Here is a 16,583-nt window from a genome sequence, read left to right on the forward strand (position 1 = left end):
TGAGTAAGCACCATGAGCATTTCCCTTCGCGACCAGTTGCTCAAAGCAGGCCTGGTCAACCAAAAGCAGGCCAAGCAGGTCGGCAAAGAGAAACAGAAACAGCAGCGTCTGGTGCATAAAGGCCAGGCTGAGGCCGACGACAGCCAGGCGCGCCTGGCCATTGAAGCCCACGCCGAGAAGGTCAAGCGTGACCAGGAACTGAACCGCCAGCAGCAGGAAAAAGCCGAGGCCAAGGCCCGTGTTGCCCAGGTCAAGCAACTGATCGAAACCTCGCGCCTGCCCAAGCTGACCACCGAGGACTACTACAACTTCGTGGATGACAAGAAGGTCAAGCGCCTGTCGGTCAACACGCTGATGCGTAACAAGCTGAGCAACGGCTCCCTGGCAATCGTCCATCACGGTGGCGGTTACGAGGTGATCCCGCGCGAAGCCGCTCTGAAGATCCAGGAGCGGGCGCCGGAGCGTATCGTGCAGATGAACGTGCTGACCGAAAGCCAGGTGCCGGACGAGGATGATCCGTACGCCGCCTACCAGATCCCTGATGACCTGATGTGGTAAGGCTCTAGAAACAACACTGTGGCAAGGGAGCTTGCTCCCGCTGGGGCGCGAAGCGCCCCCAAAATCCCAAACCCCACTCCCTATAAACACAAACCCCGCTCAAAAGGCGGGGTTTGTGTTTATAGACACTCCAGCTGCGTGGGGCTGGGTGTCTATCGGATTTCAGAGTTTCAGGAGCTTTGCGCCTGGCGTTTCATCTCAAGGGTCTCGAGCTCGTTTTTATAATTATGAGCTTCGGCCTCGTCGTGAAACATGCCGACCAGCAGGTCTTGCTGGTGTACATCCCAGATGTGAATCCCGTGGGCTACTGCTTCGTGGGACATATGTTCATCGTCGCGTTCAGTTACTTTTACAGTCATCTGCTTGCTCCAATCTCTGGTTGATCTGCGGCAAGGCGTCGCAGGCCTTTGTTATATGATTTGTTAGCTTGCTAAGTAAATAACCAGGAATTGCAACACACCTTTACAGAAACTGGAGTAATCCCGCGAGCCCACGGAAACCGCGACATTGCGTCGCAGGGCGCTGAGTTTTATGACAAAAGTTTCATGTTGGCGTCAGGCGACAGGCGAAAAAAAGCCCCGCATACGCGAGGCTCTTTCACTGCATGGCAGATCAGCTGCCTTTGACAGCCTTGCCGTCAACGGTACCGTCCTGCAGCATGATGTTGTATTCCTTGCCGTCGGTCTCGACCTGGCGCAGGGCAACCAGGATGCCGCCCCAGTCCTTGGCAAACCACATTTGGGTAATGCGCTTGCTTTGAGTCGGGTCACGTACGCGTTCGACCTTGATCGCATCGATCGAGCCGGCTTTGGTCTGGACCTTTTCCGGGCCGATCACGCGGAAGTCGTAGGTATCGACATCAGTACCTTCGACGACGTTGTAGCTCATGCTTTTCTTGCCGGCTGCAACATCGCGCTGCAGCGCCAACTGGTAGGTCGACTTGTCGAGCATGCCGCTTTGAAGGGCAACGTTGACCGCGTCCTTGTTTTCAAAGCCGGTGACTTTCTTGGCCGTCTGATCGAAGTCGAGGTTGATCTTCTTCGTCTTGCCCAGGCCGCCGCGCTCGAAGGTGTAGCTCACCGGCTGCAGGGCATCTTTGTCGAAGCGGATCACACTGGTTTCAGTCAGGCTGGCGATCATCATGGAAGCCTTGAAATTCAAGGTCCAGGTGCCGTTGTCATTCTTGGTCAGGCTGCGTTCTGCCGAACCACTCATGGGCAACTGTTTCCAGTCGGCGGTGTAGCTGGCGGAGAAAGGGTGAAGGTCTGCCGCTTGCACGGCAGGCAAGGCGAACAGCGCAAAAGCGAAGAGCAGGGCGCGACGCATAAAGTCTCCTAGGTTCGAATCAAGTGGCCGCTGGCCGCAAGTAACTGACCGTCCAATAATGCACCGTGGTCGCCAAGAATCAACCGCCCCTCAGCGAACCAGCGAACAGCCAGCGGGTAAATCCTGTGTTCCTGGGTGTGAACCCGTTGCGCAAGCGTCTGCGCAGAGTCCGCAGACTCTACCGGAACTACTGCCTGTACGACCAGAGGCCCGCCATCGAGTTCCTCGGTAACAAAGTGCACGCTGCAGCCGTGCTCGGTGTCGCCAGCCTCCAGGGCGCGCTGGTGAGTGTGTAACCCTTTGTATTTTGGCAGCAGGGACGGGTGGATATTCAGCAGGCGCCCGTTGTAGTGGCGCACGAAGTCAGCGCTGAGAATGCGCATGAAGCCGGCCAGTACCACGAGTTTGGGATTGAAGGCGTCGATCAGTTCGATCAAGGCGCGGTCGAAGGCCTCGCGGCCTTCGAAAGCCTTGTGATCCAGGGAGCGGGTGTCGATACCTGCGTCCCTGGCGCGTTGCAGGCCGTAGGCGTCGCTGCGGTTGGAGATCACCGCAGCGATGCGCACCGGGCTGTCGCCGGTGCGCGTGCTGTCGATCAGGGCCTGCAAGTTACTGCCGGTGCCGGAGAGCAGCACCACGACATCACAGGTCTGGGACATCAATGAGCCTTGAGGTTCTTCAGTTCAACCTGGGCAGCGCCTTCAGGGGCGGTGGCGATCTGGCCGATGACCCAAGGCTGCTCGCCGGCTTCACGCAGTACGTTCAGTGCGGTTTCAACGTGCTCTTGAGCCACGCAGATCACCATGCCCACGCCGCAGTTCAGCACGCGGTGCATTTCGGTTTCGTTGACGTTGCCTTTCTCTTGCAGCCAGTCGAAGACTGCCGGGCGCTGCCAGCTGGCCACGTCGACAATCGCCTGGGCGCCTTTAGGCAGCACGCGCGGGATGTTGTCCAGCAGGCCGCCACCGGTGATGTGGGCCATGGCCTTGACGGCGCCGGTGTCCTTGATCAGCTTGAGCAACGGCTTCACGTAGATGCGGGTCGGGGCCATCAGCAGGTCGGTCAGAGGCTTGCCGTCGAGCTGGATGGTTTCGATGTCGGCACCGGACACTTCGATGATCTTGCGGATCAGCGAGTAGCCGTTGGAGTGCGGGCCGGAGGATGGCAGAGCCAGCAGGGCGTCACCGGCTGCGACTTTGGAGCCGTCGATGATTTCGGATTTTTCTACAACACCGACGCAGAAGCCGGCCAGGTCGTAGTCTTCGCCTTCGTACATGCCTGGCATTTCAGCGGTTTCGCCGCCGACCAGAGAGCAGCCGGACAGTTCGCAACCGGCGCCGATGCCGGTAACCACTTGGGTCGCGGTCTCGACGTTGAGCTTGCCGGTGGCGTAGTAATCAAGGAAGAACAGCGGCTCGGCGCCGCACACCACCAGGTCGTTCACGCACATGGCAACCAGGTCGATGCCGATGCTGTCGTGCTTGTTCAGGTTCAGTGCCAGGCGCAGCTTGGTGCCCACACCGTCGGTGCCGGAGACCAATACAGGCTGCTTGTAGCCGGCCGGGATTTCGCAGAGGGCGCCAAAACCGCCCAGGCCGCCCATGACTTCGGGGCGCGCAGTGCGCTTGGCGACGCTCTTGATGCGTTCGACCAATGCTTCACCGGCGTCGATGTCTACACCGGCGTCCTTGTAGCTCAGGGAGGGTTGCTTGCTCATGATCCAGGCCTTTAGGGGGGATTCAGGGGTAACGACCGAATGCGGCGGGTGTACCGAAACCTGAAGTTTCAGCATGGCCTGCCATTGACGGTCTGCGAAGGCGCGCGATTTTATCAGGCTTGAGGGGCAGCGGCCATCCTCGGGCCGACGGGCAGGGGCAATAGCTGTTAAAAAAATCGCTAATCGAGTCGGTCACGGGCCGTATTAAGGTATAGCCTTTAACTCGCTATCGTTATGACAGTACAAAAACTTGCCGAGGCCTTGTGAATGTTTTGCCGGTCGCTGTGGTCACAGCCTTGCTCAACACTGTTCACGCGGTCTGTTCCAACCGCTTATTTTGCCGTTCGGGAATCTTCTTTCATGGGTCTGAGTAAATATTTTTTTGTGGGCTGTTTGTCGTTGGTCAGCCTGGCGAGTCATGCCGAAACCCTCAATGGCCTCTATCAAGTACTTGAGCCGGTCAGCAGTCAGTCTCCTCAGGAGCGTGACCAGGCCACCCAGCGCGCCGTGCAAACCCTGGTGATCCGCCTGACCGGCGACGCGAAGGCAGCCGATGGCCCGGCCCTGGCAGCGATTCGCAAGGACCCGCAACAGATCATCAGCCAGTACGGCTACGACGCCGGCCCTCCGGAAAGCCTGCAAGTGGATTTCGACCCGGTCAGCACCGATCGCGCCTTGCGTGGCGCGGGCCTGGCGCTGTGGGGCAGCAATCGGCCGTCGATCCTCGGTTGGTGGTTGAACGATTCCGTTGAAGGCAGCAGTTTGGTCGGCGATGGCCAGGCCGTCGCCCAGCCACTGCGCCGTGCGGCCCAGCACCGTGGTCTGCCGTTGCGCCTGCCGTTGGGTGACCTGGACGAGCAAATCGTCGCCACCGCGCCAAATCTCGAAAGCCCTGACGCCACGCCATTGCGGGCCGCCTCAGAACGTTACGGGGCCGACGCCTTGCTGGCGGTGCATGCCCGTGAAGACGGTGGCCAATGGTCGGCCAAATGGCGCCTGTGGCTCGGCGATAAAAGCGAGCAGGGCACTGCCACCGGCGCTGACACCGCCGCGTTGGCCGATGCCGTGCTGCTGGCCGTCAGCGAGCGCCTGGCGCCACGCTTTGCGGTCAAGGCCGGCGCTGCCACCAGTGATCAGTTGTTGGAAGTGCAGGGCATGAACCTGGAGCATTACGCGGCCCTCGGTCATCTGCTGGAGCCGTTTGGTGCCCAGCCGGTGCGTGTGGACGGCACTCGCATCGTGTATCGGGTGAACGGCAGTGCCGAGCAGTTGCGCAGCCAGTTGAGCCTGGCCAAGTTGCAGGAAGTCCCGGCAGGCGAAGCTCCGGCTCCGCAGCCGGTGGTGGAAGGTGCACAACCGGCGCCGGTCGAGCCGACGCCGCAGTTACGTTTTCATTGGTAAGCGTTCTTCCTCCTTATATAGAAGCAGGAAGCAAATAACAGACGGAGTGGTATATGGCGGATACGCGTCGTTGGGTGTGGCTTGGCGGGATTGTCCTGCTGTGCGTTTTTGTGTTCCTGCTGCATTCGATCCTGACACCGTTCCTGGTCGCGTTGCTGTTGGCTTACCTGTTCGATCCTGTGGTGGATCGTCTGGAAAAGATCGGCCTCTCGCGTACCTGGGGCGTGGTGGCGGTGTTTGCCTTGTTCACGTTGATCATCACGGCATTGGTGCTGGTGCTGGTGCCGATGCTGGCCAAGCAATTGTTCAAGCTCTATGAACTGGCGCCGCAGATGCTCGACTGGCTGCAACACACGGCCATGCCGTGGGCGCAGGCCAAGCTGGGGCTGGCGGACGGTTTCTGGAAGTTCGACAAGGTCAAGGCGGCCATCAGCGAGCACATGGGCCAGACCACCGACATCGTCGGCGTGGTGCTGAGCCAGGCGACGGCGTCGAGCCTGGCGCTGATCGGCTGGCTGACCAACCTGGTGCTGATCCCGGTGGTAGCGTTCTACCTGCTGCGGGACTGGGACATCATGATGGCCAAGATCCGCAGCCTGCTGCCGCGCGACCGCGAAGAGCGCGTGGTCTCCCTGGCCGAGGAATGTCATGAGGTGCTCGGCGCCTTCGTCCGTGGCCAGTTGTTGGTGATGCTGGCGTTGGGGGTCATCTATGCGGCGGGCCTGATGGCTATCGGCCTGGAATTGGGGCTGTTGATCGGCCTGATCGCCGGCCTGGCGGCCATCGTGCCGTACATGGGCTTCGTGATCGGGATTGGCGCGGCGCTGGTGGCCGGGCTGTTCCAGTTTCACGGCGACCTGTACCCGATGCTCGGAATTGTCGCGGTGTTCATGGTGGGCCAGGCCCTGGAAGGCATGGTGCTGACGCCGTTGCTGGTGGGCGACCGGATCGGCCTGCACCCGGTGGCAGTGATCTTTGCGATCCTGGCGGGCGGCGAGTTGTTCGGCTTTACCGGCATTCTGCTGGCGCTGCCGGTGGCGGCGGTGATCATGGTGCTGGTGCGCCATGTGCACGACTTGTACAAGGACTCGGACATGTACGCCGGAACAGACGAACCGGAGTTATAACCGCAGCATCACAAACCCGGCTCAAGGCCGGGTTTGTCGTTTATCGGTACTGGCGTTTCGCCAGTGCGTCAAACAATCTTCACCAAATCCAACAAGTTAACGCAAACCTTTGATTTTGCTTGTGGTCTGCTGCATTGTGCGCCCGGCGTCACGGGTATAAACTTTGCAAACTTTACACAGAGGCCACTAACGGTTCGATTGGAACCGTTCAGTCAGCATGAAACCGATTCAGCTGCCCCTAGGTGTGCGTCTGCGTGACGACGCCACCTTTATCAATTACTACCCAGGCGCCAATGCCGCTGCACTCGGCTATGTCGAGCGGCTCTGCGAAGCCGACGCCGGGTGGACCGAAAGCCTGATCTACCTCTGGGGCAAGGATGGCGTGGGGCGTACCCACTTGTTGCAGGCCGCTTGCCTGCGCTTCGAGCAGATGGGTGAACCGGCGGTGTACCTGCCGTTGGCGGAGCTGCTGGACCGCGGTATCGAGATCCTCGACAACCTTGAACAATACGAACTGGTCTGCCTGGACGATTTGCAGGCGGTCGCGGGGCGGGCGGATTGGGAAGAGGCGCTGTTCCATCTGTTCAACCGTTTGCGTGACAGCGGCCGACGCCTGTTGATTGCCGCATCGACCTCGCCCCGTGAGTTGCCGGTGAAGCTGGCGGACTTGAAGTCACGGCTGACCCTGGCGCTGATCTTCCAGATGCGTCCGTTGTCCGACGAAGACAAATTGCGTGCCCTGCAACTGCGTGCTTCCCGTCGCGGGTTGCACCTGACCGACGAAGTCGGGCATTTTATCCTCACCCGTGGCACCCGCAGCATGAGCGCGCTGTTCGACTTGCTTGAACAGCTCGACCAAGCCTCATTACAGGCTCAGCGCAAGCTCACCATTCCCTTCCTTAAAGAAACCCTCGGCTGGTAGCCAACCCTTCAAAGTCGGGGCTTTCGGCAAATTCCAGGCGCCAGAAAAGCTGCGTTTGGGCCGTTTTGGCCACGCAAATGGGTTGCATAGGGTGTTAAGGGCTTAGATGTCATAGTCCAAACAAGAAGTCACATAGATCACGATTGAATTTGCAAATCGATGTGATAGAGGGCATAGTCTCGTCTTCTTTACACATCAGCCACGGTCGTGCCCATGCTAAATCGCTTCGCACCCCTCGTGCCTCTCGCACTCGTTACCCTGTTGTTTGGTTGCGCCACCCACACTCAAAACGTGGCTGAGCAGCAAAAACCAGCACAACAGTCCCAGGCAAAGTTCGTAGCATCGCAGTCTTCCACTGTTTACCAGGAAGCTTTCTATAAAGAAGAGCAGGCTACCGAAAAAGAACTCGCCGACTTCGCCGGCGCCAAGCCTTACCAGCTTCCCGTTCTGGCCGACAGCATTCTCGAACGCGGCATGTCCCTGATCGGTACCCGTTACCGTTTCGGCGGTACCTCTGAAGCCGGTTTCGACTGCAGCGGTTTCATCGGCTACCTGTTCCGTGAGGAAGCCGGCATGAACCTGCCGCGCTCCACCCGCGAAATGATCAACGTGGATGCACCGTTGGTCGCACGAAACAACCTCAAGCCCGGCGATCTGCTTTTCTTCAGTACGGCTGGCCGTGGTCGTGTCAGTCACGCCGGTATCTACTTGGGCGACAACCAGTTTATCCACTCCAGCAGCCGCCGCAGCGGTGGTGTGCGAGTCGACAACCTGGGTGACAGCTACTGGAGCAAAACCTTCATCGAAGCCAAGCGCGCCCTCGCGATGGCCCCGACTACCGTTACCGCCAGCAAGTAAAGTTAAAGTGATACTTGAAGTTTGACGTGTAAGCGCTAGAATCCCTGGACATTGTTGTAAATCGATCGCGCGAGCTTTGCTTGCGCGTTCTGTTTTTCAACGTTCGGCAGCGAAAGCCGCATCCAGATCAGGATTGTTCTGCCCATGTCGACCTCGGCCCGCCTAATTCTTCTCGTTTGCGCCGCGCTGCTCAGCGCCTGCGCAAGTCGTCCTCCGCCTGCTCCCGTGGCCGTCAAGCCCAAGCCGGTGTTCAACACCTACGCCACCCAAAGTTTCTCGCCGGCAGCCGAAGACGTGCTCTTTCGTGCGCTGGGCCTGGTGGGCACGCCTTATCGCTGGGGCGGCAACACGCCGGACTCGGGGTTTGATTGCAGTGGCCTGATCGGTTTTGTCTACCGCGATGCGGCCGGCATCTCTCTGCCACGCACCACGCGCGAGCTGATTGTGATGCGCGCCCAGGACGTGAGCGAAAACAACCTGCAAACCGGTGACCTGATCTTCTTCGCCACCGGTGGCGGTTCGCAGGTCAGCCATGCCGGGATCTACGTGGGTGAAGGGCGCTTTGTGCACGCGCCGCAAACCGGCGGTACGGTGAAGCTGGACACGCTCTCCAAGGCCTATTGGCAGAACGCCTACCTGAGTGCCAAGCGCGTGTTGCCGGCCGAGCACCTCGCGCGTAATCCATAAGCAAAAACAACTGTGGGAGCCTAGGCTCCCACAGTGCTTTTCAGGGCGGGCTATTTAGCCGCCGACACCCGCCATACCTTGTTCCCCACATCATCCGCCACCAGCAAATCCCCTTGTTTGTCGATCACCACACCGACCGGACGGCCCATGGCTTTCTCATCGCTGTTGAGGAACCCGGTCAGCACATCCACCGGCTGGCCTTTGGGCTTGCCTGCCTCAAACGGCACGAAGATCACCTTGTAGCCACTGTGGGGCTTGCGGTTCCACGAACCATGCTGGCCGATAAATGCGCCATTGCTGAACTGCGCCGGTAACGTGTTGCCGTCGGCAAAGGTCAGCCCCAGGGACGCCGTGTGCGGGCCTACCGCGTAGTCCGGTGCGATCGCCTTGGCCACCAGGTCCGGGTTCTGTGGTGTCACCCGCACATCCACGTGCTGCCCGTAGTAACTGAACGGCCACCCGTAAAAAGCCCCGTCCTTGACCGAGGTGATGTAGTCCGGCACCAGGTCGCTGCCGATTTCATCGCGCTCGTTGACGGCCGTCCACAGTTTTCCGCTTTGTGGTTCCCAGGCCATGCCGTTGGGGTTGCGCAGGCCGGAGGCGAAGATGCGGTGCTGGCCGGTGGCCCGGTCCACTTCCCAGATCGCGGCGCGCCCCTGTTCCGCTTCCAGGCCGTTTTCGCCGACGTTGCTGTTCGAACCCACGCTCACGTACAGCTTGCTGCCGTCCTTGCTGGCGACCACGTTCTTGGTCCAGTGGTGGTTAATGCTGCCACCCGGCAAGTCGACCACCGGGGTGCCGGCTGCCTTGATCGAGGTTTCGCCTGGCTGGTAAGGGAAGCGCAGCAATTTGTCCGAGTCGGCGACATACAGGTCGTTGCCCACCAGGGTCATGCCGAACGGCGAGTTCAGGTTCTCCAGGAACACCGTGCGGGTTTCGGCCACGCCATCGTGGTCGGCGTCCCGCAGCAGGGTGATGCGGTTCGGGCTGGGGACGGCGGCGCCGGCGCGGCCCATGACTTTCTCCATCACCCAGCCACGAATGCCCTTGGAATCATCCGGCTTGGGTGGCGCATTGGTTTCAGCCACCAGCACGTCGCCATTGGGCAGCACATACAGCCAGCGCGGATGATCCAGGCCTTCGGCAAACGCTGCGACCTGAGTGCCCGCCGTCGGGGTCGGCTGGGTGCCTTCGGGCCAGCCGATCGCCGGCGCGATGTTCACCGTGGGAATCAGGGTTTTATTCGGTTCCGGCAGCTTGGGCGACGGTCCGGTGCCGTCGGACACTTGCAGGGTAGAGCTTTCACCACAGGCGGCGAGGGTGCCGGCGACCATGATCAGTAGGGCAAGTCGGGTCTTGTGCATGGTTTTCTCCTTAATACCTGTAGTGGTAGAGGTGCACGCCGGCCCGATGGTTCACGCGCGTGTCCGGCTTTAATTGACGCTCCACCCCCAACCCACTAACCTTCGCGGCTTGTTTCAGGTGCTCTGTGGCGTACGCGCCGACTGAGTGAAACAGGGAAGCCGGTGAGTGAGCGTACTTTTCTACAGTGCAGCCACGATCCCGGCGCTGCCCCCGCAACGGTAAATGAGTCAAGACGGTGCCTTAAGCCACTGTATCGCCCGCGATATGGGAAGGCGCACCCTCGGCATTGCATGTCACTCATGAGCCCGGAGACCGGCCTGATCCATCCAACAGCATCACGGTGGGCGATGCTTGGCTGTCTGTATGTGTCTTTTTCCTGCCCGCCGTTTTTGTCCAGCCCCAACGGAGAGCTGCCATGACTGAATCCCCCGATCGTGACGAACGCCACCTGGCGCGCATGCTGCGCAAAAAAGCCGTAATTGACGAGCGCATTGCCAATTCACCGAACGAGTGCGGGCTGCTGCTGGTGCTCACCGGCAACGGCAAAGGCAAGAGCAGCTCGGCCTTTGGCATGCTGGCCCGGGCCATGGGCCACGGCATGCAGTGCGGCGTGGTGCAGTTCATCAAGGGCCGCAACAGCACCGGCGAAGAACTGTTCTTCCGCCGTTTCCCCGAGCAGGTGCGCTTCCACGTGATGGGCGAAGGCTTTACCTGGGAAACCCAGGACCGCGCGCGGGACATCGTTGCCGCCGAAGCCGCCTGGGCGGTCTCCCGGGAAATGCTGCAAAACCCGGCCATCGGCCTGGTGGTGCTGGATGAGCTGAACATTGCCCTCAAGCACGGCTACCTCGACCTGGACCAGGTGCTCAGCGACCTGCAGGCCCGCCCGCCCATGCAACACGTGCTGGTAACCGGCCGTGGTGCCAAACCCGAATTGATCGAAATGGCCGACACCGTGACGGAAATGGGCATGCTCAAGCATGCCTTCCAGGCCGGTATCAAGGCACAGAAAGGCATCGAACTTTGAATCAGCCCCGTCACTGTCCTGCTGTCCTGATCGCCGCACCGGCGTCTGGCCAGGGCAAAACCACCGTCACCGCCGCGCTCGCCCGCTTGCACCGCAACCTGGGGCGCAAGGTGCGAGTGTTCAAATGCGGCCCGGACTTTCTCGACCCGATGATCCACGAGCGCGCCAGTGGTGCGCCGGTCTACCAATTGGACATGTGGATGGTGGGCGAGCAGGAAAGTCGCCGGTTGCTGTGGGAAGCGGCGGGGGAAGCCGACCTGATCCTGATCGAAGGCGTGATGGGCCTGTTCGACGGCACGCCGTCCAGTGCCGACCTGGCGCGCCACTTTGGCGTGCCGGTGCTGGCGGTGATCGACGGTACGGCCATGGCCCAGACTTTCGGCGCCCTGGCGTTGGGCCTGGCGCGCTACCAGCCGGACCTGCCGTTCGCCGGCGTGCTGGCCAACCGCGTCGGCACCCTGCGCCATGCGCAATTGCTTGAAGGCAGCCTCACCGAAGGCCTGCGCTGGTACGGCGCGCTGTCCCGGGAAACCGGCATCGAGTTGCCCAGTCGCCACCTTGGCCTGGTGCAGGCCAGCGAATTGAACGACCTCGACCTGCGCCTCGATGCCGCCGCCCAGGCCCTGGGCAGCAGCTGCGAGGTAGCGCTGCCACCGCCGGTGGAATTCGCCGCGCCCGAGGTGATCGAGGCCCAACCGTTGCTGGCCGGCGTGCGTATTGCCGTGGCGCGCGACGAAGCGTTTGCCTTTACCTACGGCGCCAGCCTCGACCTGCTGCGGGCGATGGGCGCCGAGCTGCGTTTCTTCTCGCCGATTCGTGACCGCGCATTGCCTAAAGCTGACAGCCTGTACCTGCCCGGCGGTTACCCGGAATTGCATCACCAGGCGTTGTCGGAAAATACCGCGATGCTCGACGCCATCCGTGCCCACCACGCCGCCGGCAAGCCACTGCTGGCCGAATGCGGCGGCATGCTCTATTTGCTGGATTCGCTCACCGATGTCGACGGTACCCGTGCTGAACTGGTCGGCTTGCTCCAGGGCGATGCCGTCATGCAAAAACGCCTGGCAGCGTTGGCACTGCAAAACGTCGAACTGCCCGAAGGCCTGTTGCGCGGCCACACCTACCATCATTCGCTGACCAGCACCGAGTGGCAGCCGATTGCCCGGGGCCTGAGCCCGAATGGCGGGCGCGGCGCCGAGGCGGTTTACCGTCAGGGCCGGATGACGGCGTCCTACGTGCACTTTTATTTCCCGTCCAACCCGGTGGCGGTGGCTGCCTTGTTTGCGCCGGACCATCAGACCGCCATCGCAGGCAAGCCAGCTCCCACACTTGACCGAGTTGAAACGCAATCCAATGTGGGAGCGGGCTTGCTCGCGAAGAGGCCATGACGGACAACGCCTTTCCCGAAGCCGACCGCGAAGCCGTTTACCGCGCCATCGCCGAACGCCGCGACATGCGTCACTTCAGCGGCGGCAGCGTTGCGCCGCAATTGCTCCATCGCCTGCTGCAAGCCGCGCACCAGGCGCCGAGCGTCGGCTTGATGCAGCCCTGGCGGTTTATCCGCATCAGTGACCGCAACCTGCGCGGGCAGATCCAGCAACTGGTGGAAGAGGAGCGCGTACGCACCGCCGAAGCCCTCGGCGAGCGTTCCGACCAGTTCATGAAGCTCAAGGTCGAAGGCATCAACGACTGCGCCGAAGTGCTGGTGGCTGCCCTGATGGACGACCGCGAGCGGCATATCTTCGGGCGCCGCACTTTGCCGGAAATGGACATGGCGTCGTTGTCCTGTGCGATCCAGAATCTATGGCTGGCGGCCCGCGTCGAAGGTTTGGGCATGGGCTGGGTCTCGCTGTTCGAACCCCAGGCCCTGGCCGACCTGCTGGGCCTGCCGCCCGGCGCCAAACCGCTGGCCGTGTTGTGCCTGGGCCCGGTGACCGAGTTCTACCCGGCACCGATGTTGCAGCTCGAAGGCTGGACCGAACCACGGCCACTGAGCGACATGTTGTATGAGAATGTTTGGGGAGTGAGTCAATGAGTGTGGCCTTGCTGAGTGTCGCTGCCGTGGCGCTGGATGCGCTGCTGGGCGAACCCAGGCGCTGGCATCCGCTGGTGGCGTTCGGCAATTTTGCCGGGCGCATCGAGCAGCGTTTCAACTCCGGCGGCCGTGGCTGGCGCAGCCATGGCGTGACGGCGTGGGTGATCGCGGTGGTGCCCCTGACGCTGCTGGCCACGGCCCTGTCGTGGGCGCCCTACATCGGTTGGGTATTGGAAATCCTCGCGCTGTATTGCGCGCTCGGCATGCGCAGCCTCGGCGAACACGTGCTGCCAGTGGCGCAGGCACTGCGCAGTGATGACCTGGGCGAGGCGCGCCAGCGCGTCAGCTACCTGGTCAGCCGCCAGACCAGCGAACTGGACCACACCGAAGTCGCCCGCGCGGCCACCGAGTCGGTGCTGGAAAACGGCAGCGACGCGGTATTCGCTGCACTGTTCTGGTTTGTGGTTGCTGGCGTGCCCGGCGTGGTGCTCTATCGTCTGAGCAACACCCTGGATGCCATGTGGGGCTATCGCAATGAACGCTTTGAACGTTTCGGCTGGGCTGCAGCAAAGATCGACGACGTGCTCAACTACATTCCGGCACGCCTGGTGGCGTTGACCTACGCGCTGCTGGGCAAAACCCGCCTGGCGCTCAAATGCTGGCGCACCCAGGGCCCGACCTGGGACAGCCCCAACGCCGGCCCGGTGATGGCGGCGGGTGCCGGCGCCCTCGGCGTAGAGCTGGGCGGCGCGGCGATTTATCACGGCGAACTGCACCAGCGCCCGCAACTGGGCGAAGGCCCGCCCGCCGATGCAGACTCCATCGAGCGCGGCTGGCAACTGGTGCAACGCGGCGTGTGGCTGTGGTTGCTGATCCTGTGTGTGGGGGCGGAATTTTATGCTTGAGCACGGTGGCCGCTTGCGCAAGGCGGCGATGCAATACGGCATTCCCGAGGCCGAATGGCTGGACCTGTCCAGCGGCCTGGCGCCGTGGCCGTTCCCGATCCCGGAAATCCCGCTGCGGGCCTGGGCGCGCCTGCCAGAAACCGATGACGGCCTGGAACAGGCCGCCTGCGAATATTATGGGGCGCCCCATGTGCTGCCGGTCGCTGGCTCCCAGGCCGCGATCCAGTTACTGCCGCGCCTGCGCCGGGCGGGCAAGGTCGGCGTGTTGTCGCCGTGCTACGCCGAGCACGCGGAGGCCTGGCGTCGTGCCGGCTATATCGTGCGCGAAGTGCTGGAGCAGGAAGTCGACTTCTTCCTCGACAGCCTCGACGTGCTGGTGGTGGTCAACCCCAACAACCCCACCGGCCTGAGCCTGTCGCCCCAACGCTTGCTGGACTGGCATGCACGCCTGGCCCAGCGCGGTGGCTGGCTGGTGGTGGATGAAGCCTTCATGGACATCACTCCGCAGTTGAGTCTGGCGAGCCAGGCTCATCAAGTCGGCCTGATCGTGCTGCGCTCGTTCGGCAAATTCTTCGGTCTGGCCGGGGTACGGCTGGGGTTTGTATTGGCCGAGCGCAAGCTGCTCAAACTGCTCGCCGAGCAAGTGGGGCCGTGGGCCGTCAGCGGGCCGACGCGGGTGCTGGGGCAAGTGTGCCTGCGCGATACCGCCGGCCATGTGCAACAGCGGCTGCGTTGCGAGTCGGCCAGCCAGCGTCTGTTTGACGTGCTTGAGCGCCACGACTTGCGGCCTCAGGGCGGCTGCGCGCTGTTCCAGTGGATGATCACCGACCGGGCTGAGCAGCTGCATGAATTCATGGCCCAGCGCGGCATCCTGCTGCGCCTGTTTGTCGACAACAGCAGCCTGCGTTTCGGCCTGCCGGACACCGAGGCCGACTGGCTGCGGCTGGAACAGGCGCTCAGCGCCTACAAGGACGCCTCATGAGTACTTTGATGGTGCAGGGCACCACATCCGACGCGGGCAAAAGCACGCTGGTGACCGCACTCTGCCGCTGGCTGGTGCGCCAGGGCATCCCGGTGGTGCCCTTCAAACCCCAGAACATGGCCCTCAACAGTGCCGTGACTGCCGAAGGTGGCGAGATCGGCCGCGCCCAGGCGGTGCAGGCCCAGGCGGCCAACCTGGCGCCCCACACCGACATGAACCCGGTGCTGCTCAAGCCCAACAGCGACACAGGCTCCCAGGTGATTATCCATGGGCGCGCCGTGACCACCATGAATGCCGTGGCTTATCACGATTACAAAGCCATCGCGATGCAGGCAGTGCTGGCCTCCCATGCGCGTTTGAGTGCGGCGTATCCGGTGGTGATGGTCGAGGGCGCGGGCTCGCCGGCAGAGATCAATCTGCGGGCGAATGACATCGCCAATATGGGCTTTGCCGAAGCGGTGGACTGCCCGGTGCTGCTGATCGCCGACATCAATCGAGGCGGGGTGTTTGCGCATTTGGTGGGCACGCTGGAATTGCTGTCGCCGACCGAACAGGCGCGGGTCAAAGGCTTCATCATCAACCGGTTTCGCGGGGACATTGCGCTGTTGCAGCCGGGGCTGGATTGGCTGGAGGCGCGTACCGGCAAGCCGGTGGTGGGGGTGTTGCCGTACGTGATGGACTTGCACCTGGAGGCGGAGGACGGTATCGACCAGCGCCAGATCGACAAGGCGGCGCAGGTGCTCAAGGTGGTGGTGCCGGTGTTGCCGCGTATCAGCAATCACACGGATTTTGATCCGTTGCGGTTGCACCCGCAGGTGGATTTGCAGTTTGTCGGGCCGGGGCAGGCGATTCCGGCGGCGGACCTGATTATTTTGCCGGGCTCGAAGAGTGTGCGCAGTGATCTGGCGTATTTGCGGGCCAATGGGTGGGACACCGCCGTGGCGCGGCACCTGCGTTATGGCGGGAAGGTGTTGGGGATTTGTGGTGGGTTGCAGATGCTCGGCGAGCAGGTGCATGACCCGCTTGGGTTGGAAGGGCCTTGCGGTTCGAGCGCCGGTCTTGGGTTGTTGGGGTTCAGTACGACGCTGGAAGAAGAGAAGCAGCTGCGCAATGTGCGGGGGCGGTTGTTGCTGGAGGAGGCCGAGGTGAGTGGGTATGAGATCCACGCGGGTGTAACCAGTGGCGCCGGTTTATTGAGACCTGCGGTGCAGTTGGACGATGGGCGCACTGATGGTGCGCAGAGTGAGGATGGGCAGATTCTCGGGACCTATTTGCATGGGTTGTTTGAGACGCCGGCGGCATGCAGTGCATTGTTGCGGTGGGCGGGGTTGGAGGATGTGCAAGAGGTGGATTATCACGGGTTGCGGGAGCGGGATATTGAGCGGTTGGCGGATCTGGTAGAGCGGCATTTGGATACTGGGTTGCTGCGTTCGTTGTGTGGGGTTTGAGTTGTTGGTATTGGACCGTGTACATATCCGTTGTTTAGGTAACGGCGACCTATGGTTCCGCTCTTACAGCGGGTCACTTTTGGCAAACGCCCGGAATGCCGGCCCAGCCAAAAGTAACCAAAAGGTCTTTGCCCCACCACTCGGTGCCTCGCCTAGGCTCCACCGTGCCTGCTTGCGGCCATCGTGGTTGACGGGGCCCGCAGATCAAGATCAAACGCCGCTCTT

General features: G+C 61.9%; 17 protein-coding genes and 1 riboswitch. Of the genes, 12 read left to right on the forward strand and 5 right to left on the reverse strand.

The annotated features are described in order from the left end of the window. Positions 1-12 precede the first annotated feature (12 nt). Positions 13-558, forward strand: a complete 546-nt coding sequence (locus JFV30_RS04470) for a DUF2058 domain-containing protein (RefSeq protein ID WP_010176473.1) — start codon at positions 13-15, stop codon at positions 556-558. 170 nt (positions 559-728) lie between these two features. Here JFV30_RS04470 and JFV30_RS04475 read toward each other — a convergent pair whose 3' ends face one another. The 4 genes from JFV30_RS04475 to purM all read right to left on the reverse strand — a co-directional run bounded on the left by JFV30_RS04475 (position 729) and on the right by purM (position 3,601). Continuing rightward, positions 729-917, reverse strand: coding sequence for a hypothetical protein (locus JFV30_RS04475; protein ID WP_003210741.1), 189 nt, complete (start codon positions 915-917; stop codon positions 729-731). Positions 918-1,170: 253 nt separating this feature from the next. Further along, entirely contained in the window at positions 1,171-1,884 is a 714-nt protein-coding gene (locus JFV30_RS04480; protein ID WP_010176472.1) for a DUF3108 domain-containing protein, read from the reverse strand. Positions 1,885-1,892: 8 nt separating this feature from the next. Further along, positions 1,893-2,543, reverse strand: a complete 651-nt coding sequence (purN, locus tag JFV30_RS04485; protein ID WP_201122126.1) for a phosphoribosylglycinamide formyltransferase — start codon at positions 2,541-2,543, stop codon at positions 1,893-1,895. Continuing rightward, complete coding sequence (gene purM, locus JFV30_RS04490; RefSeq protein WP_063032448.1) at positions 2,543-3,601, reverse strand: phosphoribosylformylglycinamidine cyclo-ligase; 1,059 nt, start codon at positions 3,599-3,601, stop codon at positions 2,543-2,545. Before purM ends, purN begins: the two co-directional genes overlap by 1 nt. A gap of 360 nt (positions 3,602-3,961) precedes the next feature. On the opposite strand from purM, the gene JFV30_RS04495 reads away from it, so the two are divergent. The 5 genes from JFV30_RS04495 (at position 3,962) to JFV30_RS04515 (ending at position 8,596) form a co-directional block, all read left to right on the forward strand. Further along, a complete protein-coding gene (locus JFV30_RS04495) occupies positions 3,962-5,002 on the forward strand; it encodes a DUF2066 domain-containing protein (protein WP_201122128.1) in 1,041 nt (346 codons plus the stop codon). A 53-nt stretch (positions 5,003-5,055) separates the two neighbouring features. Further along, positions 5,056-6,129 carry an AI-2E family transporter gene (locus JFV30_RS04500; RefSeq protein ID WP_010176468.1) on the forward strand — a complete coding sequence of 358 codons (1,074 nt, stop codon included), beginning with the start codon at positions 5,056-5,058 and terminating at the stop codon, positions 6,127-6,129. Positions 6,130-6,346: 217 nt separating this feature from the next. Further along, entirely contained in the window at positions 6,347-7,051 is a 705-nt protein-coding gene (gene hda / locus JFV30_RS04505) for a DnaA regulatory inactivator Hda (protein ID WP_010176467.1), read from the forward strand. A 213-nt stretch (positions 7,052-7,264) separates the two neighbouring features. Next, positions 7,265-7,909, forward strand: a complete 645-nt coding sequence (locus JFV30_RS04510) for a C40 family peptidase (protein ID WP_063032442.1) — start codon at positions 7,265-7,267, stop codon at positions 7,907-7,909. A 144-nt stretch (positions 7,910-8,053) separates the two neighbouring features. Then, the gene (locus tag JFV30_RS04515; protein ID WP_003210749.1) at positions 8,054-8,596 is read left to right on the forward strand and encodes a C40 family peptidase; all 543 of its coding nucleotides are present in this window, start codon (positions 8,054-8,056) and stop codon (positions 8,594-8,596) included. A gap of 50 nt (positions 8,597-8,646) precedes the next feature. Here the strand turns inward: JFV30_RS04515 and JFV30_RS04520 are convergent, their stop codons facing one another. Then, positions 8,647-9,960: a PQQ-dependent sugar dehydrogenase gene (locus tag JFV30_RS04520; RefSeq protein WP_201122130.1), complete on the reverse strand. Its 1,314-nt coding sequence runs from the start codon at positions 9,958-9,960 to the stop codon at positions 8,647-8,649. 99 nt (positions 9,961-10,059) lie between these two features. Beyond that, a riboswitch (cobalamin riboswitch) is annotated at positions 10,060-10,296 on the forward strand. An 80-nt stretch (positions 10,297-10,376) separates the two neighbouring features. Between JFV30_RS04520 and cobO the strand changes: the two genes are divergently transcribed. From cobO to JFV30_RS04550, 6 genes are read left to right on the forward strand one after another with little or no spacing between them, the layout of a single operon-like run. Beyond that, the gene (gene cobO, locus JFV30_RS04525; RefSeq protein WP_003210751.1) at positions 10,377-10,988 is read left to right on the forward strand and encodes a cob(I)yrinic acid a,c-diamide adenosyltransferase; all 612 of its coding nucleotides are present in this window, start codon (positions 10,377-10,379) and stop codon (positions 10,986-10,988) included. Then, a complete protein-coding gene (locus JFV30_RS04530; RefSeq protein WP_201122132.1) occupies positions 10,985-12,376 on the forward strand; it encodes a cobyrinate a,c-diamide synthase in 1,392 nt (463 codons plus the stop codon). The genes cobO and JFV30_RS04530 overlap by 4 nt, the downstream gene beginning before the upstream one ends. Continuing rightward, complete coding sequence (bluB, locus tag JFV30_RS04535) at positions 12,373-13,023, forward strand: 5,6-dimethylbenzimidazole synthase (protein WP_201122134.1); 651 nt, start codon at positions 12,373-12,375, stop codon at positions 13,021-13,023. The genes JFV30_RS04530 and bluB overlap by 4 nt, the downstream gene beginning before the upstream one ends. Then, the gene (gene cbiB / locus JFV30_RS04540; RefSeq protein WP_201122136.1) at positions 13,020-13,928 is read left to right on the forward strand and encodes an adenosylcobinamide-phosphate synthase CbiB; all 909 of its coding nucleotides are present in this window, start codon (positions 13,020-13,022) and stop codon (positions 13,926-13,928) included. Before bluB ends, cbiB begins: the two co-directional genes overlap by 4 nt. Next, positions 13,921-14,910 carry a threonine-phosphate decarboxylase CobD gene (cobD, locus tag JFV30_RS04545; RefSeq protein ID WP_169387380.1) on the forward strand — a complete coding sequence of 330 codons (990 nt, stop codon included), beginning with the start codon at positions 13,921-13,923 and terminating at the stop codon, positions 14,908-14,910. Before cbiB ends, cobD begins: the two co-directional genes overlap by 8 nt. Next, positions 14,907-16,358 (forward strand): cobyric acid synthase, encoded by a 1,452-nt coding sequence (locus JFV30_RS04550; protein WP_201122139.1) that lies wholly within the window; start codon positions 14,907-14,909, stop codon positions 16,356-16,358. The genes cobD and JFV30_RS04550 overlap by 4 nt, the downstream gene beginning before the upstream one ends. Positions 16,359-16,583: the final 225 nt, after the last annotated feature.

This window comes from Pseudomonas sp. TH32 (assembly GCF_016650855.1).
Lineage (GTDB): Bacteria > Pseudomonadota > Gammaproteobacteria > Pseudomonadales > Pseudomonadaceae > Aquipseudomonas.